The organism is Simiduia agarivorans SA1 = DSM 21679 (assembly GCF_000305785.2).
GTDB lineage: Bacteria > Pseudomonadota > Gammaproteobacteria > Pseudomonadales > Cellvibrionaceae > Simiduia > Simiduia agarivorans.
The window spans coordinates 1,675,484-1,692,414 of sequence record NC_018868.3; the positions used below are offsets into that span (position 1 = coordinate 1,675,484).

Genomic DNA, 16,931 nt, shown 5'->3' on the forward strand with positions numbered 1-16,931 from the left:
CATTGGTACCAACTGCTGTTAAGCTACCTCCGCGCCCGCCAGGGAGCCAGTCACAATAACAATGAAGGAGAGACATCATGCGTCGCACAACCCCTATGCTGGCAGCCAGCATCGCGGCGATTATCGCCGCCCCCTCAGTTGCCCAGGAATCACTGGCACTGGAAGAAATTGTGGTCACAGCCCAAAAGCGGGCAGAAAGTATTCAGGATGTACCCATCGCCATTTCCGCCTTCGATGCAGGCGCAATTAAAAACACCGCGTCAAAAAACATCGATGACCTCTCCGTCTTCACGCCGGGTTTTGAGGCCAACAACAACAACGTAACCCAGCCCAGCTACAACGTGCGCGGCATCGGCTCCAATAACTTCGGTGCCGGTGACGAGTCCTCAGTCGCGGTTTACGTGGATGGCGTTTACACCACCCGCTCCGGCGGTGCACTGGTGAATTTTGCCGATGTGGACCGGGTTGAAATTCTGAAGGGCCCGCAAGGTACCCTGTTTGGTCGTAACGCGGCCGCAGGCGCCATTCACATCATCACCAAAAAGCCCGAGGAAGAAAATTCCGGTTTGGTGCGCCTGCGTCTGGGCACCTATGGCCAACGCGACTTTGACGGCGCCTTCAATACCGCCCTGTCCGATGATGTATTCCTGCGCGCCTCTGTGGGTTACCAGAAAAACGATGGCATTTTCAAAAACGGCAACGGCGGCAACGACTATGAAGCCGACGACAGCCTGACCTTCCGCGGCGCACTGCTGTGGAATGCCGGCGACAACACCGAAGTGATTGTGCGCGCCGATGCCAACAGCCTGGAGCAATCCAATTCACCCGGCTCGTCCACCAACCCCACCGCTAATCCGATGGGATATGACGATCCCTATGGTCCTCATTACGTGGACACCGACGCCTTTGAAAAGCGCGATTTGTGGGGCAGCTCGCTGGAGATCAATCACGACCTCAATGAAAACCTGACGTTTACCTCCATTACCGCCTATCGCACCTTCGATACCCTGAACCGGGAAGATGAAGATGGCTCCGATAGCCTCTATTACTTTGCCGAATCCGATAACGTGGAAGAGCAAAGCCAGTTCTCCCAGGAATTCCGTTTCAGCTACGTGGGCGACGACCTTAAGTGGACGTCGGGCGTGAGCTACTTCAAAGAGGATATCGAGCAGAATCACATCATCCGGTTTAACAAGGAAACGCTCGAGCAGTTTGCCATTACGCTGGTTGCTCAGGACCCGAGTTTTGCCGGTGCGGTTGAGCAGATCAGCCAGATAGAACAGAGCCTGGGCGGCAGTGCTGTAACGCTGGATATGGATTCAGTGTCTTCAGGTTTGTTCATTACCGGTGACGCAACACAGGCCGCTAATCTGAATGGCTGGGCCGCAGCCGTAGCAGGCGCCGCCGGCGTGTATGCTCCACACCCCAGCTTGCCAGGCTGTGCCGTAGTGCCGCCGGGCACCTGTGCCAACGGCGTTACCACTTTCCCACGCCTTCCCTACGTAATGGGTGATGCATTAGCAATCTTCCTCGACAGCTCCTTCGGCACCAACTTCGGTATCGGCGCTGCGGGCGGAGGCCTGGCGGGCGAATTTGCGGGCGACACCACCTGGACCGAAAGCACCCATAACAAAGGCTCCACCACCAGCTGGGGCGCCTACTTCGACGGCACCTACAGCCTGACCGAAACACTGGATCTGACCTTTGGCCTGCGCTACACGCGCGACAGCAAAGACTTCACCGTCTCCAGTGCTTACCAGAACACGCTCGGCGGCATTCCGCTGGCGCTGGCCTTTACCTCGGCCGGTGAAGAGAGCGGCAAAAACAGCTGGACCGCCTGGACACCGCGCGTTGCGCTGAACTGGCACGTGGCCGAAGACGTCATGCTCTACGCCACCGCTGCCCAGGGCTTTAAAGCCGGCGGCTTCAATAGCTTCCTGCTGCCCTCAGACACAGACCCCACCGTGGCGCAATCGCTGCTGCCGTTTGATGAGGAAAAGGTCAACAACATCGAAGCCGGCGTGAAGTCCACGCTGCTCGACGGCCGCGTGCGGCTGAATGGTTCTGTATTCAGCTATGTGTACGATGGCCGCCAGGACCTCGACCTGGTGGATTCCTTCACCGTGTCCGCACAGCAGGTACTGCCGGTATACGCCGTGCGCAACTCCGACCTGGAAGGCCAGGGCTTTGAGGTGGATGCCACTTGGCTTGTGAACGAAAACTGGATCCTGGGCGGCAACTACGGTTACACCGAAACCGAGTACACATCCTATGGTCTGTTCCCACTGGAAGACCCGGCACCCGCACCAGAAGGCGATGACGTGACCGGCCTGCCCGCTTCGAGCGTACCCGAGCACAAAGCCAACCTGTTCGTTCAGAACAATTTCTCGGTGGGCAATCTGGGCGAGATCCAGACCAACGTGAACTGGAACTTCACCGGTGAGCGCACCCAATCACTCGGCACCGTGGGCCTGGAAAAAATCGACGCCTTCCAGATCGTCAACGCCCGCTCCGCGCTGGTGTCGGCAGACGGTGACTGGGAACTCGGCATCTGGGCAAAAAACCTGCTGGATGAAGAATACCTCTACGGCGTAGGGGGCACCGGCTCCGCCATCGGCTCCAAAAATGCCGAACGCGCCGCCGGCCGTACCTACGGCATGGATTTCATCTACAACTTCTGATTTGACCTTTGCGTGTCATATTTTCAGGGGCCTCCGGCCCCTTTTTTTATGTCCAGGGATGGACTGTATGCCGAAAGGAGCCAGGGATGGCGATTCGGCGCGTTGCAGATCACTCGGATACAGTTCAAGTTGCTCTAGCGAACTTCCGGACCAGTCTCAAAACCCTTCGCGCAAAGCATTACGGATGGCCGCCCGTACTCCAACGGCTCTTACTGCCCCGCCCCACCATACCAATCCACCAAACCATAGCGTGCCATCAATGCCGCCAGTCGGCCATCGGCGCGCATGCGCGCAAGCCCCGCCTCAAACTGCGCCAACCATTGGCGATTTGCCGGGGTATCACGCAGACCAATGTACAAGGGCCGGGGCTCGGTAATGACCCGCTGCCAGAACGCCACATCGGGAAACTCCTGATGCAACAGGTGCTTGATCACTTGCGGGTTTTCCATTGCCGCACTGACCCGACCGGCAATCAGCATGCGCACCAACAAGGCCGACGCGTTCTCGCCGGCCACGGTCACAACGCCGCCGGGTTCCCGCGTTTTTCGCGCCGCCAGGTATTGCTCATAGGCGCTTGCCGGCGCGAGCGGAAAGGTCACCACCCCCAGCCGGTAGCGATCTAACCAATCGAAAACCGTAGTGGTGGAAGACGCGGCAGGTAAAGGCTCAAGACTGGTGATGGCCACCGTATCAAAACCAATAACCGATGAAAGCAACAGCCCTTCGGAGCGCCGTTGACTCACCGCCAGGATACCATCGGCCTGCGCCTGCCGGACCATCACCAGTGCCCGCTCCCACGGGTACACAGCGTATGTCACACGGGTGGACGCATCCGCTGTGGCCGCGCGCACCAGATCGACCAGATACCCCTCCTGCGGCGCACCCACCGCACAGACAAAAGGGCAATAGAGATCGCTCACCAGTTTGACGGTGTCTGTTTCCGCTCTAGGCAATGAACTCAGGCTCAGCCACACCAGAAGGGATGTGAAAACCCCCAGCCGCATGCAAGCTCCCCAATAAAAAGGATTTAAACGCTATAAAACCATAGCCCAATTCCGCCACCCATTAACACATTGAGCACCGGAACCGCCCCCGGCGGTTACCCGACATTGGTGCCAGATTCGTGACCGCAACCCCCATTTCGTTCATGAAAAAGAACCAAATATGACCTCAGGCGCTTTCATGGTCGAACCAACCCTGTATAATTAGATTCATGACTGGCACGAACGTACCAACTAAGAATAATGACAACGTTTAAGCTCGCGACCACCGGCGCAATCGCGCGGCGAGTCCCGGCTAGACTGAAGTTTGCCAACAGAGGGAATCATCATGACATTCAAGCGACTACTGGCCATTTCGGGCTTGGCACTGTGTGGCCTTAACACGCACGCCGAACCTGCCTACCAGGCCTGTGCCGTTTGCCACGGCGCCAATGGCGAAGGTAACCCCGCCATGCACGCCCCTGCGCTGGCGGGCCAGTCGGCCGGCTACCTGGCCAGACAGCTGCAGCATTTCCGTTCGGGTGTGCGCGGCAGCCATCCCCAGGACACCTATGGCGCGCAAATGAAACCCATGGCCAGCACACTCGCCGATGACGCCGCAGTCAAACGCGTGGCCGACTATCTCGCGCAGCTGCCCCGGCACAATACCGCGGCCAACATCGAGGCCGATGCCGACGCCGGCTACAAGCAATACAACATGAAATGCGGCGCCTGCCACGGCCAGAAAGGCGTGGGTAATGAGGCGCTGAATGCACCTGCATTGGTGGGCGTGGGTGATGCTTACCTGAACCGGCAGATGGCAAATTTCAAAGCCGGTATTCGCGGTTCCGACCCCAAAGACAAGTTCGGCCGGCAAATGAAGATGATGGCCGCCACCGTCAGCGACGCCGAACTCCAGCAAATACTCGCTTACCTGAACCAGCAGAACTGAGGCTTATGACCAAGTATTTTTTACTCGGCCTGATGTGCCTGAGTGCCAGCGCCGTGGCGACGGCAACCACCGACGCATCGATCACGCTGGCGAATCACTGCCCGCCAGGCTTTGAGCTCACGCAGCAAAACAGCTGCAAACTGCACAGCCTGTACGATCAATACAACTCGCTCTATAACCGCGGTGTGGGCGGCCTGAAAACTGCCCTGCCCACGCGCCGCGACGGCTTCAGCCCCCAACAGATAGACCTGGGCCGACACCTGTTTTTCGACCCGATTCTGTCCGGCGACAAAAGCCTCTCTTGTGCCAGCTGCCATCACCCCCAATTGGGCTTCGCCGATGGCCTGCCCCGCTCCATCGGCATTCACGGGCGCGAGGCCACTCGCGCCGCACCGAGCTTATGGAACATGGCGTTTCTGACCCGTTTTTTCTGGGATGCGCGCGCGTCCAGCCTGGAAGAACAAATGCAGGGCCCGCTCTATTCGGACGTCGAAATGGGGAATAATCCGGGCCAATTGCTCACCGACCTGAATGCCAATGCAGATTACCGGCGCTTGTTTGCCGAGGCCTTTCCCGAGCAAGCGCAAACGATCACGCTGGATCAGATCTATCTCGCGATCGCCGCCTTTGAGACCTCGCTGGTGTCGCTCAACAGCCGCTACGATCACTACGCCCACGGCTTCCACGGCGCGCTCAATCAGACCGAGCAGGAAGGCCTGAATATTTTCAGGAGTTTTGTGGCCCGTTGTGCCGAGTGTCACACGCCGCCCTTGTTTACCAACCAACAAGTGGCAGTGATTGGCGTCGCCGAGCCCGACGGCCGGCCGTTCGACACCGGCGCGGAAACGATTTTCAACAACCCCACCTGGCGTGGCGGGTTTAAGGTACCCAGTCTCCGGAATATTGCCCGCACCGCGCCCTATATGCACTCGGGCACTTTCGATTCTCTGCGCGATGCCACCGAGTTTTACACGCTCGGGCGCGGCCATGCACTGACCGAAGCGCAAAATAAAAACATGGTGCTGCACTGGCATATCTGGGAGCCCAAGCTCACCGATGATGAACTGGATTTACTGGTGACGTTTATGGAAACGCTCACCGACGAAAGCTTTACCCCGGCCATACCCGCGCAGGTACCATCCGGCCTGCCACCGGTGGGCCAGTTACCACCCGCATTACAACAAACAATAACGTTCGAAGAGGGAAACAGCGATGAATAAATTGGTATCCGTTCTGGTTGCCGCAGGCCTGGTGGCAGGCGGCGCCTGGTTGGGCGCAACGCTCACCGCCGACAACAGCGCCACCGTTGTTGGCGATGCCTCCCGCTATGCAAAAAACGACGGCTCCCAGGTGAGCGCCGGCACAAAACTGGACGCGTCAGTGGGTGCGTCTGGCAGCGGCAACATTATTGAAGTGAAAGACGGCGGCTCGATTCAGGCCGCGGTAAAGCAAGCGCAACCCGGCGACATCATCCAGGTATGGCCCGGCACCTACAAAGAAACCGTGTACATCGACAAAGACGATATCTGGATTACCGGGGTCATCAAAGACGGTAACTGGCCAGTGATGGAAGGCGAGCACAAACTGAACGACGCGGTGCTCTATTCCGGCAACAACATCACCGTGGAGAACCTGCGCATTACCCACTACAAGGGCAATGCCATCATGGGCCAGGCGGGCAACAATTTCCTGATCCGCAACAACCATGTGATCGACACCGGCGTGTACGGCATCTTTCCGCAGTTGGGTAAAAATGGCCTGATCGAACGCAACATTTTATCGGGCATTGAAGACGCGGCTATCTACGTGGGCATGTGCGACAACATTCACGTGAACAACAATGAAGTCTTCGCCAACGTGGCCGGTATCGAAATCGAAAATACCCGCCACGCCATTGTGGAAAACAACAAGGTGTACAACAACACCGGCGGCATTCTCGCGTTCATCACACCCGGACTGCCCATTAAAACCACCTACGATGTGATCATCCGCAATAACTTCATCAACGATAACAACCACAAAAACTTTGGCGCGCCCGGCTCCATTGTGGCAGGCGTACCCGCCGGCACCGGGATTATTGTGATGGCCGCGGACGAAGTCACCATTGAAGGTAACATCATCACCAACAATAAAAACGCGTCCATCGTGGTGTCCGATCACCACAGTTTTGCCAACATCACCATCGACCCGGAATCCGAACCCCATTCCGACAAGGTGGCGATTCTGGACAATGTGATGTTCAACAACGGTTATGAACCCATTGATGAAATCAAGGCGTTGAAACTGGCCACCTTTACCGAAGGCAACGTGGACATCATTAATGTGGGCAAGAGCACCGACAGCTGTATTCTCGACCGCACCAAGTATGTGAACATCGGTCTGAAGGATTACGGCACCTGCGGTTTCGACAATACCGCCGCCACGGTCAGCTACTTGCTGAGCGAACCCGCCGAACCCTATCCGTTCAAAGAAGACGAGAAAGGCAAGATGGCTTACTTCGGCGTGTGTACCGGCTGCCATGCCTACAATGTGCGCATGATCGGCCCACCCGTTCAGATCATCCAGGCACTGTATATGGACAACCCTGAAGGTCTGGCCGAATACATCGCCAACCCGGTGAAAAAACGCGAAGACTATCCGGAAATGCCGGCACAGGATTATCTCGACCCGGAAATGCGTCTGGCGGTGGCCAAATTCATGCTGGGTGTGGACAACAAAGGGATCTTTAACGACCCGGCGTTAAACCAGGATCAGTAAAACAAAAAAGCCCCGACTTTCGGGGCTTTTTTTTGGGCGCGTCCTGCTGTGGGAGCGCAATCCTTTGCGCGAATGGCTATTGCCGACACAAACCATTCGCGCAAAGGATTGCGCTCCTACCAGGAAAGCTTTCCAACTATTTCCCCCGCAAATCCTCCACCGCTTTGCGCGAACGTTCAAACAGCTCGCTCGCATGCGCATCCCGTTGCGACATCAGAATGAATAACAAATCGGTAATCATGTGTTGCGCCGTGCGTGCCAGAATACTGGAGCTGCGCACGCCGGCTTCCTCGGCCATGCAGAATAAATTGGTATTGGCCATATCTGCCAGAGGGTTGCGCGAATAACGCGTGAGCGAAATCACCTCGGCCCCTTGTGCCAAGCCGGTTTCCGCCACCCGCAACACATCCTGTGTCGTGCCCGATTCCGAAATGGCAAACACCAGATCGCCCCGGTGCAACGTGGCTGCGTTGGCCACCTGAATGTGGGCGTCGCTTTCCACCAGTACGCTCTTGCCCAACTTCATCAGTTTGTAGGCAAAATCCCTCGCCACCAGTGACGATGCACCCACACCGGCCATGACAATGCGCTGGGCACTGGCCAATTGGTCGATGGCCGCCAGCAGGGTGTCCTGCGAGTTCACCCGGAAGGATTCATTCAGCGAGGCGGTTTTACGGGCGATGAGTTTGTGCGCCACCGTGTCCAGATCATCATCGGCACTGATGTCGCCGTGAATCGCTTTCGGCAAGGCTGCAGAGCGCGCCACCGACTCGGTCAACGCCAGCTTCAATTCGCTGTAGCCCTTGTAGCCCAGCTTCTGGCTGAATTTCACCACGCTGCTCTGCGACACCCCGATGGACTCGGCCAGGGTTTTGGAGCTGTGGTCACGCACGGACGCCACATGCTCCAGCAGGTAATTGGCAATGCGGCGTTCATGACTCGACATGGCATCCCGCATGGCGCGGATTTTGGCAATACTTCCCATTGGGCTCCCGTCATCCCCCGGGCCATCAACGGTCAACGCGGGTGGATATTGTTACGTTCATCAATAGATCAGCGGCAATTCTATCGGGTGTGCCGATAGATAGCACTTTGCAAGATCACAGAATAAATGATACCAATATATACACAACACAGGAATAATATATTACTCCCATGCAACTACCTTTTGCTTTTCTCGATTGGCTGCTGTTTGCCCTCTACGGCGCGCTGATGCTGGCCGTGGCCTGGTATTTCAGTCGCCAGAGCGCCCATAACAACAGCGAGTTCTTTCTCGCCGGCAATGCCATGCCCGTGTGGATGGTGGCCATTTCCACCCTCGCCACCACCCAATCGGCGGCCACCTTTCTGGGCGGCCCCGACCTGGGTTACCGCTCGGACCTGAGCTATTTGTTCACTAATCTGGGCGCCGTAATCGCCGCGCTGGTGGTGGCACGCTGGCTGATCCCGCGGTTTTATGCCCTGCGGGTCACCACCGTGTACGAATTGCTGGAATCCCGCTTCACAGCCAATGCCAAGCGCCAGGCCGCCGGCATGTACCTGCTGGGCCGGCTGTTCGCCTCCGGTGCCCGGTTGTTCATGGCGGCGCTTGCCGTATCCATGATGCTGTTCGCCGATATCGAACCTGGCCATATGTTGCTCGCCATCGGCCTGCTGGTGGCAATCAGTCTGGTTCAGACTATTTTCAGCGGCGTGAGTTCCGTGATCCAGACCGATGTGATCCAGTGCGCCGTGTATGTGAGCGCCGCCCTGGCCGTACTGGCCGTGCTGGTTACCCAGATTGACGCAAGCCCTGCCGAGGTGTGGCAGGCGCTGGCCAGCCCCGCCGATGGCGGCGCCTCCAAGCTCACCCTCCTGGATACCGGCTGGGACTGGCAGGACCCGTTTAACCTGTGGGCCACGCTCACCGGATTTGTGTTGCTGAATATCGCCGCCTTTGGTCTGGACCAGGATGTGACCCAGCGGGTACTCACCTGTAAAAATGCCAACGAAGGCGCACGCGCCATGCTGTTCAGTGTATTGCTGGTGATTCCGGTCATGGCACTGTTCATGATCATCGGGTTGCTGCTCTATATCGTGTTTCAACGCCCGGATCTCATGGGTGGCGCGGCCATGAGTGCCCCCACCACCGGCGATGTCACGGTATTCATGCACTATGTACTGAACGGGTTACCGGCCGGCGTGCGTGGGCTGGTGATTATCGGCGTGATGGCGGCGGCCCTGTCCACCCTCACGTCCAGCCTCAATTCCATGGCCAGTGTGATCACCGAAGACTTTTACCGGCCCTGGGCCGAAGCCCGCGGCCAGCGCAGCGATGCACACTATCTGCAGGCCGGCCGCCTGGCCATGTTGGCTACCGGTCTGGCACTGGGCGCCATGGCGGCCCTTTGTTATGGCTGGCAGCGGGTATCGGATTTACCCCTGCTCGCGTTTGCCCTGTCGGTCATGGTATTCGCCTACTCGGGCTTGCTGGGCGTGTTCCTGACCGCCGTGTTTACCTCCCGCGGCAACCCCACCAGCGTCTGGCTGGCGTTGGTGGCTGGCTTTGTCATTACCCTGGTACAACAACCCTGGGTGATCAGCTGGCTGGCACTGGATGCCTGGTACACCAGCCCCAGCTTCACCTGGCAACTGTGTGTGGGCGCGGGCCTGTCATTCATCATTTGCTGCCTGGGCCGGCCCCACACCGAACCGCACGCCGCATTGGAGGCATCCTCATGAGTCAAACCATTCTGGGCATCGACGCCGGTGGCACCAAAACCATTGGTCGCATTGAAGTGGATGGCGTAGTCCTGGCCGAACGCAAAGCGGGCCCGGGCAATATTGCCAGCCACCCGGAAGCCGCCGTCGCCAATATCGGCAGCCTGGTCGCCGAGCTGGCGCACCAGACCGATGTGCCTCTGGACACCATCCATCTGGTGTGCGGCGCCGCCGGTGCCGGCAGCCAGCAGGCGACCCGACGGTTGAGCCATTACCTCGGCAACCTCGGTCTGGCCAGCGCCCGGGTTACCTCGGATGCCTACACGTCGCTTATCGGCGCCAGCCAGGGCGAACCTTGCATCATGCTCGCCATTGGCACGGGCTCAGTCGCCATGCGCCTCGACCGGGCCGGCCAGGTACGCCAGTTCGGCGGCTGGGGCCTGGCCATCGGCGATGAAGGCAGTGGTGCCACCATGGGTAAAGCGGCTGTGCGTGCCCTGTTGTGGGAACTGGACGTCCACGGCGAAGCGCGCAACCCCCTCACCCACGCCGTGCGCAATCTGGTGGGCGAGCAGCGCGATGCCATTCTCGGTTGGCTGTCCAAAGCCGGCCCCCGCGAATACGCCGCGCTGGCACCCACGGTGCTGGAACTCGGCCATCACTGCGAGGAAGCGCGCAAGGTGCTCGACAAAACCATTGCCGAAGTCAACCAGTTGCTCGAGGCCGCCAGTGGCGACGAAGACCTGCCGCTCACCCTGCAGGGTGGCCTGGCGCAGCACCTGCAACATCTGCTGCCGGCCGCTGTCCAACAGCGACTGGTACCCGCCCGCGGCACGGCGCTGGACGGCGCCTGCCTGATCGCTCGCGAACCCCAAAGGTTTAATTGATGGATGGATTATTTCTGGGCCTGATGTCCGGCACCAGCTTCGATGGCATTGATTGTGCCACCGTGCGCTTTGCAGCCGATAGCATGGAACTGGTGGCCTCTGACACCCTGGCGCTGCCCAAGCCACTGGTAGCGCGCTTAACCGAGGCCACGAACATGGCCCCCATGAGTCTGGCCGAGCTGGCGGCTCTGGACGCGGAGCTGGGCCAATGTTTTGCCGATGCCGCACGCCACAGTCTGCCCGCAGACGAACCCCTGGTGGCCATTGGCAGCCACGGACAAACGCTGGCACATTTTCCCCGCGGCCCGCTCGCCAACAGTTTGCAGATGGGCGATCCGAATCGCATTGTCGCCGCCACTCAGGCCACGGTGGTCACCGACTTCCGCCGCGCCGACATGGCCCTTGGCGGTCAGGGCGCGCCCCTGGCACCGGCGTTTCACGGTCGCTGGATGGGCAACGGCGGCGAGCGCCTGATCCTGAATATCGGTGGCATGGCCAACCTCACCCGTTTGTCCGGCAACGAGGTCCACGCCGGCTACGATGTGGGACCGGGCAATGTGCTGATCGACAGCTGGATCCGCAGCCAACGCGGCTATGACTACGACGCCTGCGGCGACTGGGGCCGCACCGGACGCGTCCACGCAGCGCTGTTGGCACGCCTAATGGACACACCTTACGTGCGCGAACCGGCCCCCAAAAGTACCGGCCGGGAATTATTCAACGCCGCGTTTATCCAACAGGCTCTGGCGGGGCTGACGGTGGCGCCGGCCGACGTTCAGGCCACGCTCACCGAATTCACTGCGGCCTGCGTGGCGCTGGCGGCCGAGTCCTTGCCTGCCGCCGACATCGTGGTGTGCGGCGGTGGCGCCCGCAATCATCTGTTGATGGAGCGCATTACCTACCGGACCCGCCGGCTGACCTACAGCAGCCAGAAAATCGGTATTCACCCGGACTATGTGGAGGCGATGGCCTTTGCCTGGTTCGCACAACAAACCCTGATGGGCCAGCCCCTGAATATTGCTACTGCCACCGGCGCAGGTCACACTGCCGTTGCCGGTGCCATTTATCCCGGAAAGGGACTAAGGTTTACCTACCATGAATCGTAATTTGCTCGACGAACTCAACCAGCTCACCAGCGAGGCCCGCAACCCGGACACGCAGGATATCGACCTGCTGCCCACGCGCGCCATCCTGGAAAAAATCAACCACGCGGACCGGGATGTACCGGTGGCGGTGGCACAGGTGATTCCGCAAATTGCCGAGGCGGTTGACGCCATTGTGGCAAGCTTCAGCGCCGGCGGCCGGTTGATTTATACCGGCGCCGGTACCAGCGGCCGGCTCGGCATTCTGGACGCAGTGGAGTGCCCGCCCACCTATGGCACACCGGAGCAACAGGTGGTGGCATTGATCGCCGGTGGCGCGCCGGCGATTTACCGCGCTCAGGAAGGCGCCGAAGATAACCCGGCGCTGGGCCAGCACGATCTGGAACAGATTCAACTGGAACCGCGCGATGTGGTGGTGGGCATTGCCGCCTCCGGCCGCACACCTTATGTGATTGGCGCGTTGGATTACGCGCGCAGCTTGGGTTGTACCACCGTGGCCTTGTCGTGCAATCGCGTTGCCACCATTGCGCGCCATGCAGACATTGCAATTCTGCCGGAAGTGGGGCCGGAAGTTCTCACTGGTTCCACCCGCATGAAAGCCGGGACCGCACAAAAACTGGTGCTGAATATGCTCACCACCGCGAGTATGATCCGCATGGGCAAAAGTTTTTACAATTTGATGGTGGACGTCAAAGCCACCAACGAAAAACTCGTCAGCCGCACCCGCCGGATTGTGATGGAAGCCACCGGTGTGAGTCTGGACGAAGCCGACCGCGCGCTCAACGCCTGCGACCACAACGCCAAACTCGCCATCATGATGATCCTCTCCGGCCTCGACCGCGCCGCCGCCGAAACCCGTCTCGCCTCCGCCAATGGATTTTTGCGCATGGCCTTAAAACCGGATCACTGAAGAACGATCCAGAAGTCAGAATCCTCGCTCCCGTCGAGCTCCGGCACCAACCGTAGGGTGGATTAGCGAAGCGTAATCCACCTTTGTTTTTGTGATCAATAAAACAGCCCATTAATCAAAAGCCGCTGAGCTTTCCAACAGATGTGAGCAGTCTTTTGTTTGCCTGGGGTTTTCCGCGAATTTGTTTTATCCCCACCAAATTGCCACGCCGCCATTACCCGCTACCTTTTGCCGCTCAACAAACCCTCCCTGGTTTGATTCGCTCTCAGGCCATCCTTGGCCTTTGCAAAAGGCAGCGGGCAATAGCGGCCGAACGATCGCAGAGTTTTCCGCGACTGGTGCAGGGCTGCAGTTATCGCCATCAAGAGGTCTGATTCCTTGATGGCTACATCAAAAACATCAGAGCCCTTTCTGATAAAGATCAAGGAGTCTGTCCCCTTTAACGCACTTGCCGTTTTTCGATGGGTGGACACACAGCGTCAAAACGGCGCCTAAATTACCAACCAGCCTGAAAGCCTGAGTATGAAACGGGGTTTATCAACAGCCTGGCAAACCTTTGCAAAAGGCACCGGGCAAAAGCGGTTGAACGATCGCAGAGTTTTCCGCGACCAAGAAACCATAACTTCAGATTCACTGATCCCTTATAGAGGCGGCATTCACCGTAGGGTGGATTAGCGAAGCGTAATCCACCGACTATTCTGCAGAATGGGTGATCGAAAAGCCCGCCTCATTGACATACCTGATCCACCGCACAAACCTCACCGTAATCCGCTATAGTGCTTCAACCACTGCCAACCCAATAACAAGAGGCCAGATTCATGAGCGTCAACCCAACACCGCTGAAACCCTCACAGATTCCTCAGGAAGCCTTCGACTGGTATGACGCTTACGCCCACGGCGCGATGGATCGTCGCACCTTTATGAAAAAACTGGGCACGTTGGTGGCGGTGGGCTATTCCATGACGGCACTCACATCGGCCTTGTTGCCCAATTACGCTTTGGCAGAGCAGGTGTCATTCAATGACCCGGAGATTATTGCCAGCTATGAAGAATTTGCCTCACCGGATGGCCACGGCAAAGGCCGCGGGTATCTGGTAAAGCCCACCAAAGAGATAGCCGCGTTTCCCGCCGTATTGGTGATACATGAAAACCGCGGGCTGAATCCCTATGTGAAAGATGTGGCGCGCCGGTTGGCCAAAGCCGGTTATCTCGCTTTCGCACCCGACGCACTGTTTCCGGTGGGTGGTTATCCGGGCAATGATGATGCCGGTCGGGCGCTGCAACGCGAGCTGGACCGGGAAAAAATCCAGCAGGATTTTGTTGCGGCGGCGAGACACCTGAAGGCGCATGCGCTGAGTACCGGCAAACTGGGTGCCGTGGGATTCTGCTTTGGTGGCTACATGGTCAACTACCTGGCCGCCATCGACAGCGACCTGCTGGATGCCGGCGTGCCTTTTTACGGTACACCCGCGGCAGAATCACTGCGAAAAAACATCAAGGCGCCGCTCTTGGTCCAGCTGGGCGAACTCGACGAGCGGGTAAACGCTTCGTGGCCGGAATACGAGCAGGACCTGAAACGCTACAAAGTGGACTACCAGATGCACATGTACAAAAACGCTCACCACGGCTTCCACAACGACTCCACCTCCCGTTATGACCAGGCCAATGCCGACCTCGCCTGGGAACGCACCCTGGCGTTCTTCGCAAAGCACCTGACCTGATCCCGACGCACACCGTAGGGTGGATTAAGCAAAGCGCAATCCACCTTTTTTATCAGGAAGCCATTCGACTGTTTACCGTGCTATATCTGCGCCCGGATTCCCTTTACGCCATTGCGCAATCGCCCCGGCCAACAGGGCCAGTGACGGTTGCAGCGCGTTGACCACCTGATCGGGCTGGCCGAAAAGTGTACGGGCTTGCTGTTGTGAACCCAGTTCCAACAAAAATGCGCCGCCGGCCGAGTGACCGGCGATGTGCAACGTCTGATTATTCTGTTCGCGCAGGCGGGTTTCATAATCGGGCCGCAACCGCAGCCCGGTGCTGCCCAAATGCTGCAGCAGCTTTACATCATTCAGCAAATAATCGGTTAATGAAGCGGTTGCCGGGCTGATCGCACGGCTATCAATAATGAGCTGCACACCACCAATATAGTGGGCATCCGCCAGGCTGGCTTCCGGCGGCAACCGGTCGGCATCAAAATGCAGCGCCACAATGGTGAAACCAGCCGCAACCGCCTGCTTCAGCAACGCATCATAGCGCGCATAGGCTTGATTAAACCCGGCCTTGTCTTCGATGCGACCACTGCAATGCTGATCCTCCACCGTGAGCACATAGGCACCCAGATTCTGTTCTGCCAGATATGCCGCGAATGCGCGCGCAGCCGGGTCTATGTATTCGCGTTCACGGCCCTCGGCGCCAGCGCTGGCCTCACCATAGTGTTGGGGCAAGGTATGATCGGTTGCGATCAACACCTGGATATTGTCTGGTAAGGGCTTAGGCAAATCGCAGGTATTTGCCGCTGCCTTTGCCCACAGGGGGATTGCACAAACGGCCATTGTAACGAGACAGGACAAAACAGATTTCACGAGGACGTCTCCTGCAACGCAACCCATTGACCGTTTAATACCGCGCCCAGTACGCGACTGTTTTTGCGCACCAAAAACCACGCCGGCATACGACGCCGGGGCAATTGATTGTCCGCCAGTGGTTGCGGCAAGGTCAGCACGGGCCATTGGCTGTTATTGGAAAGCAACCCAGCGTCACCCACAAAATGACTGTAACCTTCCCTTAATAACCGGGCATAGGCAACATCATCCAGCACAAGTGAATCGGTGAGTGCAAAGGGCCTTCCGGCATCGTATTCGGCACCGTCCAACTGCAACGATTGATAGCCCGCATAGGGCGACAGATCACCCACATCGGCGATACGCGCATCGCCGTCGCTGTAGAGCGCTTGCTGAATGCCCATATCGATCTGATAGGAGGGATGACCTTTTACCGTTAATTGCGTGAGCAACAAATCAAACACGCTTTGTTCGCGATTCTCCGGAATGGCCCAGTAGCTTTCGGGGTTCACGTCGCGATAGGTTTGATGAGCAATGGCGTCCAGTGCCTCCAGCAGCATTTGTGCATTGAGTGCACGAGCCACCTGCCGGTTGGGGTCGTTGGGGTAACCGCCCGACTCGATCAGAATCGTGCTGATACCCAGTGCCGCCAGGTTGTCACCAAAGGCGCGGGCCGAATAGGTGTCGTCGTAACGCCCCACGTACTGCTGCATGGGCGCGGGCATTGTCTGTTTCAGATGGGCAATCAGTTGCATGGCCGCCCGGCGTGAATCGTTTACGGATTTGGCCGGATCGTAAGCCGGCGCCAGTACGGAGATCGTCGCGGGTTTGCCATTGCCGTCCACCGCGTAGCGACGATCCTGATCGTGCAAATTGAATCCCACGTGCGGCCGGAACCGTTTCGCTTCTGCCATCAGCAGCCGGCCTTCGGGTGTTTGCAGCGCGCGCGCATCGCGATTGATATCGATGCCCTGTGCATTCTGGCGTTGAAAAATTTCCGCGCCGTCGGGGTTCAGCATCGGTATAACCCGCAAGGTAATTTTATTCTGCAAGCCGGCCCAGCGTGCCGCCTGTTCAGGCGCCAACAAATGCGCCAACAGATCGAGCACCGCCGCCGTCGCCGTTGGCTCGTCACCGTGCATCTGGGTCCACATCAGCACACGGCGTTCGCCCACACCTAACTGCAAGGCCTGGATCGGCCGCCCCTGGTAAGACTTACCCAGCGTGTCCAGCTGTACCGCCGGGTGTTGGCCGAGTCGCTGCACGGTGAGCGCGATATCGCGGGCTTTGATTTGCCAGTGATCCAGTCCGGGTTCGGGTTCAATCGCCATGGCAGCGCCTCCGTAACCCATCAATAAAAACAAAATAAACAGGGGTTTCCATTTCATTGTGATTCA

At 58.4% G+C, this 16,931-nt stretch carries 13 protein-coding genes; 9 read left to right on the top strand and 4 right to left on the bottom strand.

From position 1 onward, the window contains the following. Nucleotides 1-77 precede the first annotated feature (77 nt). The gene (locus M5M_RS19435; RefSeq protein WP_015046864.1) at nucleotides 78-2,681 is read left to right on the top strand and encodes a TonB-dependent receptor; all 2,604 of its coding nucleotides are present in this window, start codon (nucleotides 78-80) and stop codon (nucleotides 2,679-2,681) included. Between the two features lie 209 nt (nucleotides 2,682-2,890). Here M5M_RS19435 and M5M_RS07435 read toward each other — a convergent pair whose 3' ends face one another. After that, nucleotides 2,891-3,685, bottom strand: coding sequence for a substrate-binding periplasmic protein (locus M5M_RS07435; RefSeq protein WP_015046865.1), 795 nt, complete (start codon nucleotides 3,683-3,685; stop codon nucleotides 2,891-2,893). Between the two features lie 325 nt (nucleotides 3,686-4,010). Between M5M_RS07435 and M5M_RS07440 the strand changes: the two genes are divergently transcribed. The 3 genes from M5M_RS07440 to M5M_RS07450 are packed head-to-tail and all read left to right on the top strand — an operon-like array spanning nucleotide 4,011 to nucleotide 7,370. Next, nucleotides 4,011-4,613 (top strand): c-type cytochrome, encoded by a 603-nt coding sequence (locus tag M5M_RS07440; RefSeq protein ID WP_015046866.1) that lies wholly within the window; start codon nucleotides 4,011-4,013, stop codon nucleotides 4,611-4,613. A gap of 5 nt (nucleotides 4,614-4,618) precedes the next feature. Further along, complete coding sequence (locus tag M5M_RS07445; protein WP_015046867.1) at nucleotides 4,619-5,833, top strand: cytochrome-c peroxidase; 1,215 nt, start codon at nucleotides 4,619-4,621, stop codon at nucleotides 5,831-5,833. Beyond that, the gene (locus tag M5M_RS07450; RefSeq protein ID WP_015046868.1) at nucleotides 5,826-7,370 is read left to right on the top strand and encodes a parallel beta-helix domain-containing protein; all 1,545 of its coding nucleotides are present in this window, start codon (nucleotides 5,826-5,828) and stop codon (nucleotides 7,368-7,370) included. The genes M5M_RS07445 and M5M_RS07450 overlap by 8 nt, the downstream gene beginning before the upstream one ends. Before the next feature lie 136 nt (nucleotides 7,371-7,506). Here the strand turns inward: M5M_RS07450 and M5M_RS07455 are convergent, their stop codons facing one another. After that, nucleotides 7,507-8,355: a MurR/RpiR family transcriptional regulator gene (locus M5M_RS07455; protein WP_015046869.1), complete on the bottom strand. Its 849-nt coding sequence runs from the start codon at nucleotides 8,353-8,355 to the stop codon at nucleotides 7,507-7,509. A 170-nt stretch (nucleotides 8,356-8,525) separates the two neighbouring features. Between M5M_RS07455 and M5M_RS07460 the strand changes: the two genes are divergently transcribed. The 5 genes from M5M_RS07460 (at nucleotide 8,526) to M5M_RS07485 (ending at nucleotide 14,691) form a co-directional block, all read left to right on the top strand. Next, a complete protein-coding gene (locus tag M5M_RS07460; protein WP_015046870.1) occupies nucleotides 8,526-10,091 on the top strand; it encodes a sodium:solute symporter in 1,566 nt (521 codons plus the stop codon). Further along, nucleotides 10,088-10,957, top strand: a complete 870-nt coding sequence (locus M5M_RS07465; protein WP_015046871.1) for a glucosamine kinase nucleotide-binding domain-containing protein — start codon at nucleotides 10,088-10,090, stop codon at nucleotides 10,955-10,957. Before M5M_RS07460 ends, M5M_RS07465 begins: the two co-directional genes overlap by 4 nt. Continuing rightward, the gene (locus M5M_RS07470; RefSeq protein ID WP_015046872.1) at nucleotides 10,957-12,063 is read left to right on the top strand and encodes an anhydro-N-acetylmuramic acid kinase; all 1,107 of its coding nucleotides are present in this window, start codon (nucleotides 10,957-10,959) and stop codon (nucleotides 12,061-12,063) included. The genes M5M_RS07465 and M5M_RS07470 overlap by 1 nt, the downstream gene beginning before the upstream one ends. Further along, nucleotides 12,053-12,970 carry an N-acetylmuramic acid 6-phosphate etherase gene (gene murQ, locus M5M_RS07475; protein WP_015046873.1) on the top strand — a complete coding sequence of 306 codons (918 nt, stop codon included), beginning with the start codon at nucleotides 12,053-12,055 and terminating at the stop codon, nucleotides 12,968-12,970. The genes M5M_RS07470 and murQ overlap by 11 nt, the downstream gene beginning before the upstream one ends. 818 nt (nucleotides 12,971-13,788) lie before the next feature. Beyond that, entirely contained in the window at nucleotides 13,789-14,691 is a 903-nt protein-coding gene (locus tag M5M_RS07485) for a dienelactone hydrolase family protein (protein ID WP_015046875.1), read from the top strand. A gap of 72 nt (nucleotides 14,692-14,763) precedes the next feature. On the opposite strand, the gene M5M_RS07490 is transcribed toward M5M_RS07485, so the two are convergent. Beyond that, nucleotides 14,764-15,441 (bottom strand): DUF871 domain-containing protein, encoded by a 678-nt coding sequence (locus M5M_RS07490; protein WP_144062413.1) that lies wholly within the window; start codon nucleotides 15,439-15,441, stop codon nucleotides 14,764-14,766. 110 nt (nucleotides 15,442-15,551) lie between these two features. Then, nucleotides 15,552-16,922, bottom strand: a complete 1,371-nt coding sequence (locus M5M_RS07495; protein ID WP_015046877.1) for a M14 family zinc carboxypeptidase — start codon at nucleotides 16,920-16,922, stop codon at nucleotides 15,552-15,554. Nucleotides 16,923-16,931 lie beyond the last annotated feature (9 nt).